The 19,688-nt window shown below is 39.9% G+C and carries 20 protein-coding genes; 11 read left to right on the forward strand and 9 right to left on the reverse strand.

Annotation, left to right across the window (positions count from 1 at the left end; all coding sequences use genetic code 11):
- Nucleotides 1-27 precede the first annotated feature (27 nt).
- Nucleotides 28-1,122 (forward strand): Ldh family oxidoreductase, encoded by a 1,095-nt coding sequence (locus ABOO_RS03010; protein ID WP_012997182.1) that lies wholly within the window; start codon nt 28-30, stop codon nt 1,120-1,122.
- A 26-nt stretch (nt 1,123-1,148) separates the two neighbouring features.
- Here the strand turns inward: ABOO_RS03010 and queF are convergent, their stop codons facing one another.
- Complete coding sequence (queF, locus tag ABOO_RS03015) at nt 1,149-1,556, reverse strand: preQ(1) synthase (RefSeq protein WP_008082253.1); 408 nt, start codon at nt 1,554-1,556, stop codon at nt 1,149-1,151.
- An 82-nt stretch (nt 1,557-1,638) separates the two neighbouring features.
- On the opposite strand from queF, the gene ABOO_RS03020 reads away from it, so the two are divergent.
- Complete coding sequence (locus ABOO_RS03020) at nt 1,639-1,995, forward strand: cupin domain-containing protein (protein WP_012997183.1); 357 nt, start codon at nt 1,639-1,641, stop codon at nt 1,993-1,995.
- Between the two features lie 111 nt (nt 1,996-2,106).
- Here ABOO_RS03020 and ABOO_RS03025 read toward each other — a convergent pair whose 3' ends face one another.
- On the reverse strand, nt 2,107-3,345 hold the full coding sequence (locus ABOO_RS03025) for a glycerate kinase type-2 family protein (protein WP_012997184.1): 1,239 nt from the start codon (nt 3,343-3,345) through the stop codon (nt 2,107-2,109).
- A 102-nt stretch (nt 3,346-3,447) separates the two neighbouring features.
- Here ABOO_RS03025 and ABOO_RS03030 point away from each other — a divergent pair, with 102 nt between their 5' ends.
- From ABOO_RS03030 to ABOO_RS03040, 3 genes are read left to right on the forward strand one after another with little or no spacing between them, the layout of a single operon-like run.
- On the forward strand, nt 3,448-4,389 hold the full coding sequence (locus ABOO_RS03030) for a transcription initiation factor IIB (protein ID WP_008082030.1): 942 nt from the start codon (nt 3,448-3,450) through the stop codon (nt 4,387-4,389).
- 4 nt (nt 4,390-4,393) lie between these two features.
- The gene (locus ABOO_RS03035; RefSeq protein ID WP_008082348.1) at nt 4,394-4,960 is read left to right on the forward strand and encodes a GMP synthase subunit A; all 567 of its coding nucleotides are present in this window, start codon (nt 4,394-4,396) and stop codon (nt 4,958-4,960) included.
- A 31-nt stretch (nt 4,961-4,991) separates the two neighbouring features.
- Entirely contained in the window at nt 4,992-5,738 is a 747-nt protein-coding gene (locus tag ABOO_RS03040) for a CorA family divalent cation transporter (RefSeq protein WP_012997186.1), read from the forward strand.
- Here the strand turns inward: ABOO_RS03040 and ABOO_RS03045 are convergent.
- Entirely contained in the window at nt 5,730-6,959 is a 1,230-nt protein-coding gene (locus ABOO_RS03045) for a phosphoglycerate kinase (protein WP_008082566.1), read from the reverse strand. The two genes, ABOO_RS03040 and ABOO_RS03045, sit on opposite strands and share 9 nt — an antisense overlap.
- 76 nt (nt 6,960-7,035) lie before the next feature.
- Between ABOO_RS03045 and ABOO_RS03050 the strand changes: the two genes are divergently transcribed.
- Genes ABOO_RS03050 through ABOO_RS03060 form a run of 3 tightly spaced genes read left to right on the forward strand, consistent with a single transcriptional unit; the run spans nt 7,036 to nt 10,147 of the window.
- Nucleotides 7,036-7,857: a universal stress protein gene (locus tag ABOO_RS03050; RefSeq protein ID WP_012997187.1), complete on the forward strand. Its 822-nt coding sequence runs from the start codon at nt 7,036-7,038 to the stop codon at nt 7,855-7,857.
- On the forward strand, nt 7,839-9,128 hold the full coding sequence (locus ABOO_RS03055; protein WP_012997188.1) for an ArsB/NhaD family transporter: 1,290 nt from the start codon (nt 7,839-7,841) through the stop codon (nt 9,126-9,128). The genes ABOO_RS03050 and ABOO_RS03055 overlap by 19 nt, the downstream gene beginning before the upstream one ends.
- Nucleotides 9,129-9,166: 38 nt before the next feature.
- Complete coding sequence (locus ABOO_RS03060) at nt 9,167-10,147, forward strand: amidohydrolase family protein (RefSeq protein ID WP_008081995.1); 981 nt, start codon at nt 9,167-9,169, stop codon at nt 10,145-10,147.
- Here ABOO_RS03060 and ABOO_RS03065 read toward each other — a convergent pair.
- The 4 genes from ABOO_RS03065 to ABOO_RS03080 are packed head-to-tail and all read right to left on the reverse strand — an operon-like array spanning nt 10,128 to nt 14,083.
- Complete coding sequence (locus tag ABOO_RS03065; RefSeq protein WP_008082174.1) at nt 10,128-11,528, reverse strand: DNA-directed DNA polymerase II small subunit; 1,401 nt, start codon at nt 11,526-11,528, stop codon at nt 10,128-10,130. The genes ABOO_RS03060 and ABOO_RS03065 overlap by 20 nt on opposite strands.
- Before the next feature lie 44 nt (nt 11,529-11,572).
- The gene (locus tag ABOO_RS03070) at nt 11,573-12,394 is read right to left on the reverse strand and encodes a GHMP family kinase ATP-binding protein (protein ID WP_008082324.1); all 822 of its coding nucleotides are present in this window, start codon (nt 12,392-12,394) and stop codon (nt 11,573-11,575) included.
- Entirely contained in the window at nt 12,391-13,557 is a 1,167-nt protein-coding gene (gene coaBC / locus ABOO_RS03075) for a bifunctional phosphopantothenoylcysteine decarboxylase/phosphopantothenate--cysteine ligase CoaBC (RefSeq protein ID WP_008082741.1), read from the reverse strand. The genes ABOO_RS03070 and coaBC overlap by 4 nt, the downstream gene beginning before the upstream one ends.
- A 37-nt stretch (nt 13,558-13,594) precedes the next feature.
- Nucleotides 13,595-14,083: a hypothetical protein gene (locus ABOO_RS03080; protein ID WP_008082678.1), complete on the reverse strand. Its 489-nt coding sequence runs from the start codon at nt 14,081-14,083 to the stop codon at nt 13,595-13,597.
- Between the two features lie 79 nt (nt 14,084-14,162).
- Between ABOO_RS03080 and ABOO_RS03085 the strand changes: the two genes are divergently transcribed.
- Both ABOO_RS03085 and ABOO_RS03090 read left to right on the forward strand, forming a co-directional pair.
- The gene (locus ABOO_RS03085; protein ID WP_008082589.1) at nt 14,163-15,494 is read left to right on the forward strand and encodes an MFS transporter; all 1,332 of its coding nucleotides are present in this window, start codon (nt 14,163-14,165) and stop codon (nt 15,492-15,494) included.
- A 1-nt stretch (nt 15,495) separates the two neighbouring features.
- On the forward strand, nt 15,496-16,347 hold the full coding sequence (locus ABOO_RS03090; protein ID WP_008081987.1) for an alpha/beta hydrolase: 852 nt from the start codon (nt 15,496-15,498) through the stop codon (nt 16,345-16,347).
- On the opposite strand, the gene ABOO_RS03095 is transcribed toward ABOO_RS03090, so the two are convergent.
- Together ABOO_RS03095 and lysS are read right to left on the reverse strand one after the other, a co-directional pair.
- Nucleotides 16,341-16,940 (reverse strand): hypothetical protein, encoded by a 600-nt coding sequence (locus ABOO_RS03095; protein WP_008081975.1) that lies wholly within the window; start codon nt 16,938-16,940, stop codon nt 16,341-16,343. The genes ABOO_RS03090 and ABOO_RS03095 overlap by 7 nt on opposite strands.
- Nucleotides 16,940-18,382 carry a lysine--tRNA ligase gene (gene lysS, locus ABOO_RS03100; RefSeq protein WP_008081929.1) on the reverse strand — a complete coding sequence of 481 codons (1,443 nt, stop codon included), beginning with the start codon at nt 18,380-18,382 and terminating at the stop codon, nt 16,940-16,942. Before lysS ends, ABOO_RS03095 begins: the two co-directional genes overlap by 1 nt.
- Before the next feature lie 151 nt (nt 18,383-18,533).
- On the opposite strand from lysS, the gene ABOO_RS03105 reads away from it, so the two are divergent.
- Nucleotides 18,534-19,631 (forward strand): right-handed parallel beta-helix repeat-containing protein, encoded by a 1,098-nt coding sequence (locus ABOO_RS03105; RefSeq protein WP_008082487.1) that lies wholly within the window; start codon nt 18,534-18,536, stop codon nt 19,629-19,631.
- The last annotated feature ends 57 nt before the right edge of the window (nt 19,632-19,688 follow it).

Raw genomic sequence — 19,688 nt, forward strand, 5'->3', positions numbered from 1 at the left:
TATATATTGGTTCTTCTATTTCCCTTTATGTTTGAGAAAACAGTAGTTGATGAAAATTATGTGAGAATACCTAGAGAGAAGCTTTTTAACTTCGTTGTGGAGATTTTCAAGCGCTTGGATGTGCCAGAGGAAGATGCAAAGATTGTGGCAGACAATCTAATCATGGCAGATATGCGTGGAATAGAGAGTCATGGAGTTCAAAGATTAAAGCGCTATGTGGATGGAATTAAAGTGGGTGCTGTGAATGTACATCCTAATATAAAAGTGGTGAAGGAGAGCCCAGTTTTTGCAGTGCTTGATGGAGATGAAGCACTAGGCCAGGTTGTGGGCTATAAGGGAATGAAAATGGCTATTGAAAAAGCGAAGAAAGTGGGTGTCGGTATAGTTGGTGTTAGGAATAGCAATCACTACGGCATAGCTGGCTATTATTCTTATATGGCTGCAAAGGAAGACCTTGTAGGCGTGAGCATGACAACATCTCGCCCATTGGTTGCTCATACTGGGGCCATGGAGAAGTTTATGGGAACGAGTCCAATATCCGTTGCTGCTCCTGTAGAAGGTAGCAGACCATTCTTGCTTGATATGGCTACCAGCGTAGTGCCAAGTGGAAAGATAGAAGTATATAGGCGCAAGAATAAACCTGTGCCTGGGGATTGGGCAATAAGTACGGAGACTGGTGAAATAATTCATGATCCAAATGAGATTCTAAGTCCCAAGGGAACAATTTTGCCTCTAGGAGGTCTCGGCGAAATAAGTGGAGGCCATAAGGGATATGGGCTTGGGGCTATAGTGGATATCCTTGCAGGCATATTGAATGGAGCAACATGGAGTAAGCATGTGGGAGGCACAAGCGATAAGCATAGTGATGTTGGACACTTCTTTATGGCCATAGATCCGGGTGCATTTGGAGATAAGGAAGAGTTCAAGAAGAATATGAGGAAATTTATGGAGGAGTTAAAGAATGCCAAAAAGCATCCCAAGTTTGAGCGTATATGGGTGCATGGAGAGAAAGGATTCTTGACCTATGAGGCTAGAGAGAAGTTAGGCGTACCTATATACAAGAAAGTTCTTGATGAAATGAATGCAATAGCAGACGAATTGGGAGTTCAAAAACTTCCGTAGAGGATTTTCTAATTTTTTCTATTTTTTTAGAATTTGAGATGCGGGTGCATTTTAGCATTTTTTATGGCCTTCTCTACGCTATCTCCATCTTCTCTGCTCCAAAATCTTCTCACCGTTGTATATATTCCACCACGATTATTCACATAGAGTTCAACATACACCCACCTCGGCTCTACAGCGCTCTTGAAATCATCTAAAATTTTATTTGCAAGGTGTTCGTGCCAGATTCCAAAGTTGCGATAGGCAATAAGGTACATCTTTAACGATTTAAGTTCAGGTAGTTTTTTATCAGGCTCGTATAGGATGCGGAGAATATAATAATCCGGTAAGCCAGTTTGGGGGCAAACTGCCGTCAATTCAGGATAGATGTACTCTACAACCTCTTTAGTTTCGGGATACTCGTACTGCGCTGTCTCTATCTTGGGAAATTCCATAAGGTTGCATGTGCCTCTCATTTTTATTACTTTTGGAGATAAGGTTTATAAGTGCTGGGATGATAATGGATTGGTGAGTGAAATGTATGTATCCCATATTGATAATGTACCCAAAGAGAAAGTCGATATGAAAAATGAGAAAGGAGAAAAAACCACAGGCACATGGATTCAGTGGTTAATTAGAGAAGATCAAGGAGCAAAAAATTATGCAATGCGCCTTTTTACAATGGAGCCAAATGCAAAGATTGCCAAGCATCACCATCCCTGGGAGCATGAGATATTTGTACTCAGCGGGGAGGGGATAATAGGTGCAGGAGACAAGGAAGTTAAGGTGCATGCCGGGAATTTCCTCTATATTGAACCAGATGTGCCTCATTGGTACAGAAATGAGAGCGATGAGGAATTTAAATTCCTGTGCATAATTCCCATAAGAAAATGAGAATCAAGAAGAAAAGAGGAGCAACCGATGAAGAGCTTTTCTCACTTCTTTTGAATGAGGTACTCAATGATAGAGCAAAAAAGATATGGGAAAGAATAAAAGAGATTTAGATTATGGATGGAAACCTATACAGATATCTGCTAAATTAGTATTTGTGTACCCAGTGAAAACGGCATCATCAATCTTTTTCAAAACTGCATATGAATTGTGGGCCATTAACTCTTTATCTAAATCTATTCCCTTTTCCGCAATTCTCTCCATACTCGTGTAATCAACAAGCCCTCCAGCTGCGTCGGTAGGGCCATCAATACCATCTGTTCCTAGGCAAATAAAGCCCATATGTCTCTTCATCTCCTTTGCAAGATACAAGGATAGTTCTTGGTTTCTCCCACCAATTCCTCCACTTTGGATTTTCACGGCTGTTTCACCGCCCCAAATTACTAATCCCTTGCCCATCTCTCTTAAGATATTCTTTGCAGCGTATCTCGGCTCTCCACTAAGTTTATTATGGGATACCCTTGCTCTTATTCCCATATCTTCTGCTATGCTTTTTGCCGTTTTTAAGGCATAGGTGTTATCAGCTAAAATTATGTTTTTGCATTCGTGGATGGGCAAATCATCATTTTTTCTTATATTAATTTCAATTCCATACTTTTTCAGAATTTTGCTAATATCATATTTTTGAGGATAGGTTGGACCCGAGCCTACAAATTTTGGTGGGCCTATTACATCGGATATTATCAGCGATAGACATTTTGCCGGGGCAATGTAATTTAGCAATTTTCCGCCCTTCACTTTTGACAGGGCAATACGAAGTTTATTTAGTTCTATGATATCTGCTCCTGCAGTCATAACTTTCTCTATTATTTCTTTTTCTTCCTCGATACTTATTCTTTGCGGGATTTCAAAGAGGGATGATGCTCCTCCGGAAATCAGCACTATGACCAATGTATTCTCATCTGCCTCTTCGAGTAATTCAATTATCTTTTGAGATGATTGCAAAGTTCTTGCATCTGGATATGGGTGAGAGGCTAAATTAACCTTTATTCTATTCAATTTTGCCTTGTATGGACTGTTTATCATTCCTTTTGTGATTCTATTGCCTAAAATACTCTCCATCTCTTTTGCCATAGGCACCGCTGCTTTTCCAAACCCAATGACAATGATTTTTTCAAAATTTAAAGGAAGAGAGTAATTTTTAACGATTAAATTCTCATTTTCAATTCTGACATTCTCGGAGATTATTTTATCTGCCCCTATCTTTTCTAAGGTTCTATCTGCAATTTCAAGAAGCACTTTTCTGATCTTTTTATCTCCGTGTAATAGTAAAGAATTTTTGTTTTTTATCACATCTAAAGCATGGCAGGAAAGTTTAAAAATATGTGTGAAGAAATAAATGCATTTTTCGAAAGTTTTAAATACCATGCTCGCTAGGGTTAAGGAGCAGTTATAATGGGTGATATGATGGCAAAGAGACCTAAAGAAGAGTTTATAAAGCAATGTCCAGAGTGTGGCTCCACCCATCTTATATGGGATTATGAGCGGGGAGAGCTGGTGTGTGGAGACTGTGGGGCTGTAATCGAAGATTCGTTTATTGATCAGGGCCCGGAATGGAGAGCATTTGATGCTGAGCAGGATGAAAAGAGGGCAAGAACGGGAGCACCATTAACTTTTTTATCGCATGATAAGGGCCTTGCGACCGAGATATCTTGGAGCAATAAAGATTCTTATGGAAAGAGGATACCGCACAAGAATCGTGCTCAAATTTACCGTGTGCGCAAATGGCATCAGAGGATTCGTGTTAGCAATGCAGCAGAGAGAAACTTGTCTGTGGCTTTGCAGGAATTGAATAATGTATCAAGCAAGATGGGCTTGCCGAAGGATGTTCGCGAAACAGCCGCAATTATATATCGCAAGGCGGTGGAAAAGAACTTGATAAGGGGAAGGAGTATAGAGAGCATAGTGGCTGCAAGCATATATGCAGCGTGCCGCAAGGTTGGAATGCCTCGCACCTTGGATGAAGTTGCAAAAGCGAGTGAGTTGAATAAGAAGAAAATTGGTCGTGCGTATAGGCATCTCACTAAGGAATTGAATTTAAATCTAAAGCCCACTACGGCCACATCCTATATAACTCAATTCTGCAGTAAATTGCATTTGGATAAGAATGTGGTAAATAAAGCCGAGGAAATTGTGCAGCAGGCTACGGAGAGAGGTATAACATCAGGTAAGGGACCTACAGGAGTGGCAGCGGCTGCCATATACATAGCTGCCAACATGATGAACGAGCCAAGGACCCAAAAAGAAATAGCTGAAGTGGCGGGAGTTACAGAGGTCACAATTAGAAATCGCTATAAGGAGATTTCATCAGCGCTCAATGTTGAGATACCCAAGTGATAAAATGAGGGTGTATGTGATAGATAACGGAGGCCAGTGGACCCACAGAGAATGGAGGGTTCTGAAGTATTTGGATGTGGATGCAGAGATTGTGCCAAATACAACGCCTGTGGATAAGCTCAGGGATGCAGATGCTTTGGTACTTTCAGGAGGAGCTCCCAGCATAGCATACGAGAAGCACAAGCTTGGTAATCAGGGATTGTACCTTGAAGAGTTAAATGTTCCTATTTTGGGTATATGCGTTGGAGCTCAGTTCATAGCGGAGCACTTCGGAGGAAAGAGCTCAGCAGCTAAGTATCCAGAGTATGGGAAGACGGAGATTTTCATAGACGATCACGATGAGATATTTTCCGGCCTTCCAGACAGTTTCATCGCATGGGAGAGTCACAACGATGAGATAAAGGAATTGGGATCTGAGCTTATAGCCCTGGCTCACTCAAAAAACTGCAGATTTCAGGCGATTAAGCACAAAACAAAGCCAGTATACGGCGTGCAGTTTCATCCGGAGGTTCAGCACACGGAGCACGGAGAGGAAATTTTCCGCAATTTTCTGGCTATGGCAAAGAGATAAGGTTAAATACCCTCTAACCCATTATTTTTCAATGCTTCGAATAACCGTAGAGGAGGGAGATGTTAAGGAGAATCCAAAGTTTCGAAAAGATGGAAGCAAGCTCACACTGATTTTGAGATTACATGGCTTCGATAAGGAGTATGTGTCCCATCCTGTGAAGCTCACATGGCACGAAGGCTCAGATGAAATTATTTTAACCGCCTCTAGAAATACCATAGAAGAGGTTAAGAAATTCTTGCTCAGGAGAGAAGAGCCAATAGATGTGGTGTGGAGTTTGATCCAGTACGAGTATGTCACTCTGGACAAGCTAGAGGAGAAGGTGGAGAAACTTCAGAATGCGGCTCTGCACGATTACTCAAGCAAACTGATGGGCGAGATTTTGAAGGTCAAAAAGACACTCTTCAAGATTCACAGGGATTATATGCGTCTCAGAAATTTGCTGGAGTGGAGCGTGGGGAAGGGGAACGAAAGGGCTGGAGAGATTTTAAGGGATGTGAACGAACTTATTTACGGTGTTGAGTACCTCATCGATGGTGCAACCACTGCCCTGCAACTAATGCAGAATACCCTCTCTGCCAAGATGAATGAGGTTATGAAAATTCTCACCATAATCGCTACCATAATGATGCCCTTAACTTTGATCACGGGCATATATGGAATGAATTTTGTTAACATGCCTGAGATAAGATGGCAGTATGGCTATTATTACTCTCTTGCGCTCATGCTTGCAGTTGCCCTACTTATGCTCTATTATTTCAAGAGAAAAAGATTACTTTGAACCGAAAATGTTGTAGGATTTCTCTAAGGCCTCTATAACAGGCATCTTTCCTCCAGAGAGGAAGGTGATGAGAGAACCGCCCCCGGTGCTAATATGATCAAAATAATTTTTCAATCCGTATTTTTCCAAGGCTGCTATTGTATGGCCTCCGCCAGCAACTTTAAATCCCGAGCTTTCGGCTGCCCCGCGCAAAACCATTACAGTTCCTACGAAGAAATCGTTTAACTCAAACACCCCCATGGGTCCATTTACAATAACGCCTTTTGAATTCCTCAGCATTGTTTCGTACTCGGTAGCAGTATCGAGGCCAATATCGTAAATGGGATACTCACTTGGAAGCATTGTGATTGGTATACCTTTTCTCCTTCCATTTTTATTTATCACCACATCCACGGGAATTTTTATCCTCCCCTTATATTTATCCAGCAGTTCTTTTGCCAGAGAAATTAGGGAATTGTAATCATCGAACTCTCTCTTTATAAATTCCCAAGTACCATCACCCACATCTATGCCATAGGCAATTAGAAATATGGATGCTATAACTCCTCCGGTTAATATGGCATCCACAATATCATTTTCAAGAAAATTCTTGGCTACAATCAGCGAATCTTCAACCTTTGCACCGCCGAGAATCGCATATTTAGGCCTATCCTTTAATTCCATAAATTTTGTGAGCATTTTTATCTCCTTTTCCATTAACCTTCCCGCTATCATAGGTAACTTTTCTGCAAATCCCACTAAGGTTGTTTGTTGTCTATGTGCTGCAGCAAATGCATCGTTAATGAAATAATCAGCCACCTTTGATAATTCCCTTACAATGTGTGTGTCTTTGAAATTGTTCTTTTTTAAGCAATACTCCTCTGAATAGAATCTTGTGTTTTGAAGTAAGATATAATCACCGCACTTCATATTTTCAATTTCTTCAATAGCGTACTCACCAAATAAATCTGGTACGAATCTAACTCTTTTGTGTAGGATTTTTGTAAATATATCCGCATGCGCCCTTAATGATGTAAAATCCATCTTTCCTGGCCTGCTCTGGTGCGCTAAAATTACCACCTTTGAATCTTTTAGCTCTGCCAATGTTTGACGATGAGCTTCAAACCTTGAATAGTCAAGTATAGAACCGCTGATAGGGTCAATGGGAGAATTTACATCAACCCTCACAAGAACAACCTTGCCCCTGAAATTGAAATCATCCATGGTGAAGTATTTCTTCATAATGGGTAATTTCTCTGCTATTTATTATTTTTTCTCAAGATTAAAGATAAATAGAATGAAGCCATTATTTCATCCAATGATTAAAAGGATTCTTGTTCCCACGGATGGCTATGGGCTGGAGAATCATGTTATAAAATATGTTGCAAGAGTTTTTCCTTTTGCAGATTTTCATGTGGTGAGCGTTATAAATACATATGAGAGAGGGGTACAGCTTACCAGCATACTCTATGAAGAGATGAAAGAAAGTGCAAAAAAAGCGGTCGAGGAGGGCAAGAAGCTTTTGGAGAATGAAGGTATTCATAATGTAAGTTTTAGAATTCTGGAGGGTTTACCTTCCAGGGAGATAGTCAGATATGCAAGAGAGAATGATATAGACTTGATAGCAATGAGAGTTTATTGTAGAAAATCCACAGTTTCAGCACAGCGTATGGGTTCTACAGTGGCTAATGTTTTGAAGAGAACACATATTCCAGTTTTAACTTTGGCAGAAGAAATTAAAAAAAGAGAAATAAAAAAGGTTCTGTTGCTTACAGATGGAACAGCAAAATCCAAGAGAGCAGAAAATTATGCAATTCTCCTTGCCTCATCTTTTGGTGCTGGTATGGAGGTACTTTATATAAAAGATAAGAAAGATGGAGAGCATGTTAAAAAATTGGATAATGTGGTTTGGAAAGCATCACACTGGAATATAGAGGTCAAGAAGAGTATAGAGAGTATGGGAAACAAAGATGCATTGTTGAGTCATTTTAATAGAAATGACATCGTTGTGATGGGTGTTGGTAAGAAAATTTTATTTTGGAGAAAAATAGGACATATTGCGATGTTTGTTGCCACTCACTCGCCAATTCCAGTTATATTTGTAAACTCCTTTAAGAAGGGGTGGTCCCAACGGAGATAGCCCAGATAGTTACGCTCATAATTTTTATAATAAGTTATATAATGATTTTTAGTGGTAAGATCGATAGAACCACTGCGGCATTATTTGGTGTATTTCTTATGTTGACAGCAGGATATGCTATGCACTTTATGAATTTTGAAGAAGCTCTAGATTATGTGGATTGGCAGGTTATACTTCTTCTCTTTGGTATGATGACCTTTGTTGGACAACTTGCCCGCACAGGATTTTTCAAATATCTCGGTATAAAGGCAATAAAATTGTCGAAGGGTAATCCTTGGCTTATTTTCGTATATTTGAGTTTGATAACGACTTTTGTGTCTATGCTTATAGATAATGTTACCACCATTCTTCTTATGATTCCCCTCACTATTGAGATTGCAGAGCTACTGGATATCAATCCTGTACCCGTTATATTGGGAGAAGCCGTGTTATCAAATGTTGGTGGCGTGGCTACTATGATTGGAGACCCGCCAAATATACTCATTGCTTATGCCTCTGGGTACTCATTTAATGATTTCATTATACATTTATTCTTGCCAGTTCTCGCGATTTTGGGGGTTGGACTTTTAATTTCAAGAATCTTGTATAAGTGGTGGATTAAAACTAAGGCAAAAAATGTGGAAGAGTTAATGAAGTTAAATCCAGAAGATTATGTAAAAGATAGAAAGACAATGCATTATCTTCTGATAATTCTGTTGGGGATGGTATTTTTCTTTGCCTTGCAGGGTTATCTTCAGATTTCCCCCGCATTTGTGGCCCTTGTTGGTGGCACACTCGCCCTTTTATTGACATTGGAGGACCCAAAAAAGGCCTTTGAAGCGGTGGAATGGTCAACGCTTGTGTTTTTCATAGGGTTATTTATCCTTGTTGGCGGACTTGACAAAACGGGGTTGCTCAATGATTTGGCAGAGGGTCTATCATCCATATCATCCAATCCGGTGGTTGCGGCGGCCATAATTCTATGGGTATCGGGCATAACTTCTTCCTTTGTGGATAATATACCTATTACAGCGGCTTTTATTCCTGTTGTAGGCGTTATGACAGAAACATACCATACAGGACTCCTATGGTGGGCTCTTGCCTTAGGCGTTGGGCTGGGAGGAAATATAACGCCCATAGGCTCATCGGCAGGAGTGGTCTCTCTCTCCCTATCAAAGAGATACGGATATACCATAGGAAATAATGACTGGTTCAAGTTTGGAGGCATTGTTGGGATTATAACACTCTTGATTGCAACGGGATTTTTATTCCTTCTCCAATATATGAGTTAAAAGAGCAATTATTTTTTATTTTAGTTTTATTTAACATTGTGAAGATTTACGGAAATATCCTCTGGAAAGGCGAGTTTAGGAAGGGAACAGTGGTGATCAAGGATGGCATAATTGAAGATTTCAGGAAGGAGAGAGATTTTGATTTTAGAGGTACAGTTATACCCACATTCATCAATATGCATACTCATATTGGAGATTTTTGGGCCAGAGATGAGCCGAAGGGGGGGATAAAGGAAATTGTAGGTCCAAATGGATACAAATACAAAATTCTGAGGAATAGAAAAAAAGTGTATGAGGGAATGCGCAGAGCCATGCGCTATATGCAAAAAGAAGGCATATCACATTTTGTGGATTTTAGAGAGGGAGGAAAGGACGGAGTGGAGTTGCTTTTGGAAGTGTCCAGGGGATTCAGTATAAAGCCCATCATATTTGGGAGAGGTGTTTATAAAGAGGTTGAAGGTTTGGGGCTCAGCAGCGTAAGCGATTACGATAGGGAATATATAATTTCAAAGGTTGAAGAGGCAAAGAGAAGCAAAAAATTATTTGCAATTCATGTCTCTGAAAGAATAAGAGAGGATATTGATTTTGTTCTATCTTTGCATCCTGATTTCATTGTGCATATGCTTGAAGCTACCGAAGAGGACCTTGAGAAGGTTAGCGCTGCACGCATACCCATTGTTCTAACTCCACGCTCAAATATGTTCTTTGGAAAAGTTCCAAATATCCCTAGATTTTTGAAGCACAATATTTTGCTTGCCTTGGGCACAGATAATGGTATGTTCTCTCTACCATCTATTCTTCGCGAGATGGAAATTGCATACAAGCTCTCGAAACTCTACGGATATGTTGCCCCAGAAGAAATTTTGAAGATGGCCACTATAAATCCTAGGAAAATATTGAGAATCGAGGATAACGAGATAGGGAAGAAAGCAAGGTTAATAGTGTTTAGAAGATTAATGACTCCCTTCGAGCTAGTTAATAAATCAACAATACTTGACATCAAAAAGATAATACTTTAACCTCATCTGTGTGGAAATTTATTAATGCGACCTTGCCAGGTACGGGGTTGAAATTCATCATTTTCTGATACTTTGTCTGGGCCTGCCAGCAGGATGCATTGATTATGTGCACATCCTTGTATTTTTCATAGGTAAATGCATGGACATGCCCCGTGACAAATACATCTGGCACTAAGTCTATAGCTAGAAAATCTCTTTTGAGTGGGGCAATAGGGACTTTCCCTCCATATGGAGGGTATAGATGCCTCATTTCAAGCATATTTCTCATTATTGACCCTATTTTTTCGTAGTTCATTCCGGGTATGAGCTCAACTAAATCGTTTATGGCTGCGCCGTGGTAAAGTAAGAATTTATAGCCATGGAGAGAAAATAAGGTAGGATTGCTTAGGAATTCTACATTTCCGTTGAAGAGAGCTCTAACATCGCTGGGCAAGGGTGGCTGCGGTTCTGCATTTCTAACCAAATCATGATTGCCTGGAATCATAATTACCTTGATATAATCTGGAAGTTCTTGAATGTAAGAGGCTAAAGCTTCATATTGTTTGTAGATGTCCAAAATTTCGAGTTCTTCCTCTTGGTTGGGATATATTCCTATGCCATCGACAAGATCTCCTCCAATTATCAAGTATTTTACAATCTCAGCCCCATTCTTTCCGCTTTTAAGCCAATCTAAGAATTTTTCCCAGTTTTTTTGGAGAAACATCTTGCTCCCTATATGCACATCTGAGATTATAACTGCACCAATTTGTTCCTCTGTCACTCTACCTTTGTTAATTTTTCTAAATCCTGGTCTAACTATCTCATTCACATAAATTAAATTGCTCTCTTCGTTGTATTTACCAATAACACCTATGACTTCATCATTGAGTAAAAACTCGCCTTGGGGAGCTATGCATTTGACTCTCCCAGTAGGGTCTTCTAAATAGAAGCTTAGAGATCCCCTAGAGGTGTATCTTACATCATCTACGAGTCCAATTATTTTAACCTCTCCGCGCTCCATATTTGCAATTTCTGTGGCTCCTCGCATCTGCATATTTCTTCGCACATACTTGCTCAATCTCTTGTATCTATCCAAGAACAGCGCACGGAAATCATCCACTTTGCCACTGCTCTGAATGTTTCCGGGATCTATTAAAACTTTAAAATCCCAATCGTATTCGTAAGCTTCGGGTTTTGTCATATCACTTTTCTCTTTAGGCTTATTTTCAATTTTTGGAGGTTTTATTGAAGATATACTAACAAACGATGAATTTTTGTGTAGTTCTATGAAGGATGGAACATAATTTAGCCCACCTTTTTCAATTATATAATCAACAACTTCTGGCTCTACGAGAATTTCATGCTTTAATAATTCTTCAACAATCTCTTTTCTTACATCCATTGTGAACCCCTAAATTGATTTGGAAGATAAAGTTTTCCTTGTGGTCATGGTAAAAGCTTAGCTCTATCTCCCAGGCATACTCTATATACTTTATAATCCTCAACAATCTCTTCCTTGCACTCGCCAAACACTATTGCAGAGTTGCCGATCATGGCAATGGCAGCATTATTGCACGCTTTTAAGAACTCTTTTCCCTCATCGCTTATAAGGGATGTTTTGAGTGCAAAATCTCTTGCAATTCTAATTGCATTTTCAAAGGTAGGCATATTCAGGAATTTTTCCATAGCTCTATGTCCCTCTTTCTTTATTATTTTCCTCATATCCTCATCTTTTAGAATCTCTTTTGTCTCAATTCCCTCTTTGAATGTGACAAGGGATATGGGAATAGGTGGGAAGAATAACCTATCAACTATGCCGTATGGGTGTATGCCCTCTTTTATTCTGAGTGTAAATCCCCCCTCGTACTGCGATGTCACATCTCCAAGCCCGCTCTTTCTTTCAACTTCAATCCTGTGTGCGATTTGCGCTGCTTGCAGGTAGGTTGCATTTTTAAGTTTTGCAATAGCTAAGCTTGTGCTTAAGGCTGCAGCTGCACTCATACCGAAGCCCTGCGATACAGGTAACTGCGAATCTGTCTTAATTGTACCCTTAAATCCATATGCCCTTGCAATATCTTCCTGTAGAGAATTTTTCATACTTTTTCCGTTCACAAAAACTCTGAGCTCCTCTCCCTCTTGCACACTGGTTATTGCACCTAAAGATACACAGATTCCAATTCCTCTAGATCCTATTCTCAGAGGCTCCTTGTGCTCATCTCTTATCTCGAAAAAAAGTGTAATGCTCCCTGGGGAGAATGCACGAGTCATAATGATTCCGCCATGATTTCTACAATCCTTTTTGCAAGATCCTCTTTCTTACCTGCAAACTCTTCAAACTCGCCATCGCTGAATATTATGATCGCTTTGGTAGAATCTCTATCAACATCCTCAATGAGATTTGCTACTATCATATCTAGTTCATACTCCTCCATTCTCTCTTTCGCTCTTCTTATCAACTCTTCCTTGCTTATTTTACTCTCTGCCTTAAATCCGATTAGGAAACCTTTGTACTCTCTCCTTAATCTCTTTAAAAACTTTGGATTTTCCTCAAATTCAATTGCATTAAAATCTCCAAGGCTCTTTACCTTTCCTTCTCTCTTCTCAGGTTTAAAATCTGGGAGTGCGGCTGGTACGATTATTGCATCATAACCTTTCATATTCTCTATTTTTTGCATAAGATTATCAATACCTCCAAATTCTTCATACTCTATGTATTCTGGAATATCTACTGAGTGAAGGCCAATAAGGAGATTCACACTCGCACCATAATAGTATGCAAACCTTGCTATCTCAATACCCATCTTTCCCGTGGCCAGATTTGTGATTATTCTAAATTCATCGAATCTCTCATACCCCGCCCCACCGATAACAAGTACCTTCTTGTCTTTTAAATCTCTGCGTAGGTAATTCATAACTCTTGCCACAATTAGATCGTTGCTGGGTAGTTTTGCTTTCCCCTCCTCCATTTTCGGTTCTATAAACATTGCAAATTTTTTGAGTTTTTCAATATTTTCCTTTAATATCTCGTTGTTATACATTCTGGAGTCCATACTGGGCACAAATATACATTTTTCAAGGTTCGCAAATATTAGTGTGCTAACAGCATCATCCGCTATACCACAAGCGGCTTTTGAGATTATATCTGCGGTGGCAGGAGCTACTAAAATCGCATCGAAATCGTAAAGATGCTCATCCTTGCCCGTTAATTCTGTTATTGGCTCTTTGCCCGTGGCAAATAAAAGTGCATCCTTACCCACGAATTTAAGAGCACTATCTGTCATGTAGGGATAGACATCTGCACCATGCCTAATCAGTTCCCTAGCAAGCTTTACACTCTCAACCGCTGCAATACTTCCCGTCACGCACAGTGCGAGCTTTTTATCTTTTAGCAAATCGCTTTTCTCACATTTAATGCTCTCTGAAGGATGCATAGTTATTGTAATTCTTTACCAGCATATAAAATCTTGTTTATTTTCCAGTTTTATTCTTTATTATCTCTAAAATCTTATCTGGATCTTTTGTGGAGAATACGAATATTGGTGCCGTATGCCCTTCAAGCTCTAACGCTATTCTCTCTTTCATCTCCACGATGTACGCTAGAACCCTCTTCCCGTTCATTCTTGCGAATCTTATCCCAAATCCTCCATAAGTTAGTGCAGGTGTTTTGTCTATCCAGTAATTGACTATGGATTCCCACGCTATTACTTTCTTAAACACTCCGAATGAAACGATCATATATTTCGGGGTGATTTTTATGTACATAATTGAGAAGTTTATGCCAATAATGATTACTATTATAAGAACAGCAAGCACCACGGTGGAAGATAGTGTAAATGCCAAGAACCCTCCTGGTAGGGATATGCCGATCCAGAAGAGGATTAAGGCGATTAAGAAAAATAGTGCGAATATTGTGTAAGACACTAAAATCTCATGGTGCAGTATTCTTTCTTGAGCCATGATTTTAAGTTATTGGAGTATAGTAATTAAATATTGCTAAATAACAAAGTTTTTAAGCATAGTTATAATTATCTCTACAATGAATCCTGATAAAAAAGGCATATCGATGAAAGTGATTTTAGTGATTGCCTTTGTAGGACTGAGTATGAGCACAGGGTGGGCACTTAATAAGGCACTATCTTTCAAACTTCTGCAAACATACACGCAGAATTCTATCATCATTGGCTCTATTCTTGCATTGCAAGGCATTATAGGAGTAATAGTCCCTGTTTTGTTTGGATACTATAGCGATACTTATCATTCAAGGAGTGGGAGAAGAAAAGCGTTCATACTTTGGGGTGGTTTTGCGGCGGCACTGGCGGCAGCGCTGATATATTTCTCCTACATTGCTCATGCTCCTCTGGGAATATTTGCCACATTCCTTGCAATATTCTACTTCTTTATGTACTTCTTTGTGGCCCAGTATCGGGCACTCATGCCCGATATAGTGCCAAGCGGTGAGAGGGGCAAGCCAAGCGGTATCATAACATTCTTTGAGTGGGGTGGCAATCTCTTAATGTTTGGATTTGTGGCTATTGTATCTGTGATGGCTCGTAAAGTTTTTCCCTCTGCAGAGACGGCCCTTGAAGCAATGATAAAGGCCAATTATCTCTGGATGCCCTTTGCGCTTGCAGGAGTGTTCTTGGTTCTCTCAGTGCTGCTCCTCTATTTCAAAGTTAAAGAGCCCCCCTATCCAGATGTTGAGCCCGAAGAGAATGTTATAGAATACATTAAAAACATACTTTTAGACCATGATTTTGTGAGTTTTTATATAGCACAGATATTCTGGTGGCTCAGCTTTGAGTTTATAGCTGTGTTCCTGTTTGGCATTCTTGAATCTATATTGAACACGAAGGATGTGCTTACTTTAGGTACAGCAATAATGGCCATATTCAATATCACAGTGCTTGTTGGAGCGTTGATTGGAGGTCCTTTATACGATAGAATAGGAAGGAGAAAATCCATAATAATTGGAGGATTGATATTTTTAGCACCGTTTATCTGGGGTTGGTTCGTCACAACAAGCACCGAGATTACCGCAGCCATAGGAATTGCAGGTATTGGATGGGGTATGCTGATGGCTACATCATGGCCAGTCATCGGAGATCTGCTCAACAACTATGAGAAAGAGTTCTTCAATGGTCGCTACTATGGATTCTTTGAGGCAACTAAATCTTTACCCGTTGCCATAGCAGGAATTTTGGGAGGTATAATAGTGTACTTTGCGGGAGGTAATTACAAAGTGCTTTTCCCAGTGGGTGCAATATTTGTGATAATCGCTATGCCCTTGATCTGGGGTATGAAGTATCTGGACAGGAAAAAAGGAGAGCCCAGCATGGAAGGAGCCATAGAAGCCACGGAGGAATTGTGATATGGCTTGGTGGATAGGCGTAATAATAGCCATAATTGTGGCAATAATAATCATCTTTTTTTTATTTGCCGCATTTGTTGCATACAAACTAGTCAAGCCTAGTAGATTTGTTGGTTCTTGGACTCCGAAAGATTTTGGAGCCGATTATGAAGATATAGAATTAAAGACGGAAGATGGTGTGAAGCTTAAAGGCTGGCATATCAAGGGTGGAGAGGATTGTGTGGTGCTCTTGCACGGGTACAGCAGGAGTAGATGGGACGATGTGTATATGCGCAAGGTTATGGGAAAGATGTGGAGTGCTGGGTATTCTGTCCTTGCTGTGGATTTTAGAGCTCACGGAGAGAGTGAGGGCAAGTACACAACTCTTGGTGATAAGGAGATTCTGGATGTTAAAGCCATGGTGAAATATGCAGATCAGCACTGCAAGAAAGTGTATATAATTGGCTATTCAATGGGTGGATTTCTAGCTCTAAAAGCAGCGTATTTGGGTTTGGCGGATAAGGTTGTGGCAGATAGCCCTTATATATACACGGACAAGACCGGGGCTCGGGGATTGAAGTACTTTGCCAACCTGCCCGAATGGCTTTATGCTTTTGTTAAGCCCTTTGCAATACTGCTATCGGGAGTGAAGTACGAAAACACAAATCCTTTCAAGTTTGCCAAGAGTATCAAGGTTCCCACTCTAATAATTGCGGGGAAGAAAGATCCCCTTGTAAAAATTGAAGAGATTGAAGAATTTTTGAAAGTGGCTACGAATGTGAAATTGTGGGTCACAGAAGGTGCACATGTGCGCAGTATACTTGTGAACGAGGAAGATTACATAAACAAGATATTGCAGTTTTTTGCTCAGTAAATTCTCACTCCTATTTTATCTTCGCTGTTATTGTAAATCTCCCTTATTTTGAATAGATATGCTGGGGTTTTTCTCCATTCTCTTGGCTTTTCAGGTCTGTGGAATATGTCATGCAAGGAGTTTGCATATTCCCAAATAAGGCCCTTTGTATGTATCTCAACCTTGCATCTAACCTCGTAAGATGTGCTTGGTGGGGTAAAGAAGAGAATTGTTGCCTCTTTCTTTCCCTCTGTGATATTCTTCCAGGTATGCTTTCTTGCAAGTTCTAAAGAGATTAGTTTTGTAAAATCAATCTTATCACGCTGGTAAATTTCGTCCAGAAGGAATTTTCCAGCCTTGGTAGGATTGTACTCGCTGTGCAATTCTTCGCGCATCTTTTCTATGGTATCTGGAAGAATTTCATCTTTGTGGATGAATCCTACACCCTTTATGGAGCCGTTGAGCCCTGCAGGCCCAGAGGTTATTATGGCCGCATTGTGCCTAGTGAATCCTATGAGAATGGAATCGTCAAACTTTCCTTCTAGCATCTTTTTTATAAGCGCAACTCTCTCCTCGTAGGCATAATTGATGAACTCTTCTGGTATTATTTTCATCACTTCTTGGGCGCCAAGATTGGAAAGAGTATCACTTCCTTTATACTCGTATTGCCGGTTAAGAGCATGGTTAGTCGGTCTATTCCTATGCCCACACCGCCCATGGGGGGCATTCCCCAGCGCAGGGCTTCTATGAAATCCTCATCGTATTGATGTGCTTCTTCATCTCCCAGAGTTCTGCGTTCCACCTCCTCGCGGAAGAATTTCTCTTGCAACAGAGGATCGTTGAGCTCAGTATATCCATTTGCTAACTCTACACTTCCCACATACAACTCAAATCTCTCTATTAGCCTGTTATCTTTCCTGTGAAGTTTGCAGAGAGGAGTGGTTTCTCTGGGGTGGTCTATAACAAACACGGGCTGGATTAAATCTTCCTCGCAAACCCTCTCAAATAATTTGCCCAGAGCCAAGCCTCGATTGTACTGGGGCATCTTTATCTTGTATTCATCCAGCATCGCTTTAATTTCTTCATCGCTCGTATTTTCATCTATTCCTCTCTTTGCCAGCATGTCCAACATTTTCTCTCTCCTAAATGGCTTGGTAAAATCTATCTCGTACTCTCCAAACTTAACTTTTTCAATTTCCAACTTTTGTGCCACATGCTTGATCATCTCTTCAGTTAAATTCATCATATCGTTGTAATCCACATAGGATTGGTAAATTTCAATCATTGTAAATTCTGGATTGTGCGTGGTATCAATATCCTCATTGCGAAAATCTTTGGCTATCTCAAATACCTTGTTGTACCCGCCTACTATGAGCCTTTTTAGATATAATTCATCCGAGATCCGAAGATAATAATCCCTGTCAATTGCATTTACATGCGTCTTGAATGGCTTGGCATTTGCTCCTCCATACACGGGCTGTAATACAGGAGTTTCCATCTCTAAAAATCCTCTGTTCCAGAGAAACATCCGTATCTCCTTTTCAATTATGCTTCTCTTTATAAATGTGTCAAATGCATCTTTGTTGAACATCAAATCCAAGTACCTCTGCCTGTATCTTTTTTCCGTATCTTCTATTCCAAACCACTCGTGTGGTAAATCGTAGAGGGCTTTAGAGGCGAGTTTAATTTCCTCAGCAAGTACGCTTAACTCTCCCTTCTTAGTGCGAGTTACCTCTCCCTTTATCCACAGAAAATCGCCCCTATCCACATATTTCTTCAAGAACTTGTACTGCTCCTCCCCCAAAACATCCATTCGGAAAAATCCCTGAATCTTAGAGCCATTATCGCGCAAATCTCCAAAAGCAACCTTTCCATGAAAGCGCAGAGCGTATAACCTGCCCGCAACTGCAACCTTCTTACCCATAAAATTCTCGGGAGCTTTTACAATTTCCTCTATGTAATTCGTTATAGGAGTGCTCTGTGGGTACGGATTTATACCCATATTCCTTAATTCTTTCAGCAGTTCAACGCGCTTGAGATAGTCCTTTCTCTCCATAAGCCGAGATATGCGATGATTGATAAAATAATTTTCATAGGTGTGCTTGAGTTTTAAGCAATACTGAAGGATAATTTAAATAGATTTGAACTTTATTTATCTCAATCCATAAAGTTTTTATAATATAAACTACATATCTTTGTTGCTGAAGGTGGTTGGAACGAAGGGTAATAGAATTGCGAAGGTATTAGTGCTCTCCTTTGTTCTTTTGATGGTTTTAGGGTATTTTAGTGTGGGAATTGCACAGGCATCTCATAGTAATGCTATAAATGAGAACTTAAAGATTAAAGATTATACCTCGCATTCTCCGATTAGAATAAACAGCAATTCCGATTTTACATCGGATAATGGTGTGGTTTCAGGAAGTGGAACGAAGGATGATCCTTACATAATTTCTGGATGGGATATTGATGCGCATGGGGCAGGAACTGCGATTTATATTGGAAATACCACGGCTTATTTTGTGGTTAAGAACTGCAATTTACACAATACATCGTATCATTCCTCTGATTATGAGGAGGGCTCAGGCATTATGCTTTACAATGTGATTAACGGGATAATCGTAGATGACACGATTTACGATAATTATGATAACAGTATATACTTGGATTCTTCTTCGGATAATGAGATACTCAATAACATAATTCATAGCAATAGCTATGATGGAATTGATGCAGAGCATTCTTCCAGCAATACCATAACCAACAACTCGATTTATCAGGTGCAGGGAGAAGGTATTGCGCTTTGGTATTCATCTCAAAATGCTCTGAGTAGCAACTCAATTTACAACAATAGTGGAGATGGTGTTGATCTTGAATATTCATCAAACAACTCTATGAAATACAATATATTTTCTAATAACAGTGGATATGGAGTGTATATAGATACTGGTAGCAACAATAATTTGGCTTATGCGAACTCTTTCTACTATAATGCCAACTCTGGAGATGCATATAATTCCTGGTTTATTCAAGCGTATGATAATGGAACAGATAATCACTGGAACTCCACCGATGGAGTTGGCAATTACTGGTACGATTGGGCAAATAATAACGATACGAATGATGCCAATAATGATGGAATAGTAGACTGGCCATATAAACTGGCTGGTGATGTTGGAGCCGAAGATTATTATCCTCTAAAAACACCTTATAGTGCTCCAGTTCCTGAGTTCTCTTCAGGACTATGGATAATAGTAATTGCACTCGTTGCCATGCTTGGAATGGTAAGATTACATAATAAACATTGATTTTTATCTTATTTCCATTTTTGAATTTAGGATTGAGTGAGATAGATGCATGGGGAT

It is taken from the genome of Aciduliprofundum boonei T469 (assembly GCF_000025665.1).
Classification (GTDB): domain Archaea; phylum Thermoplasmatota; class Thermoplasmata; order Thermoplasmatales; family Aciduliprofundaceae; genus Aciduliprofundum; species Aciduliprofundum boonei.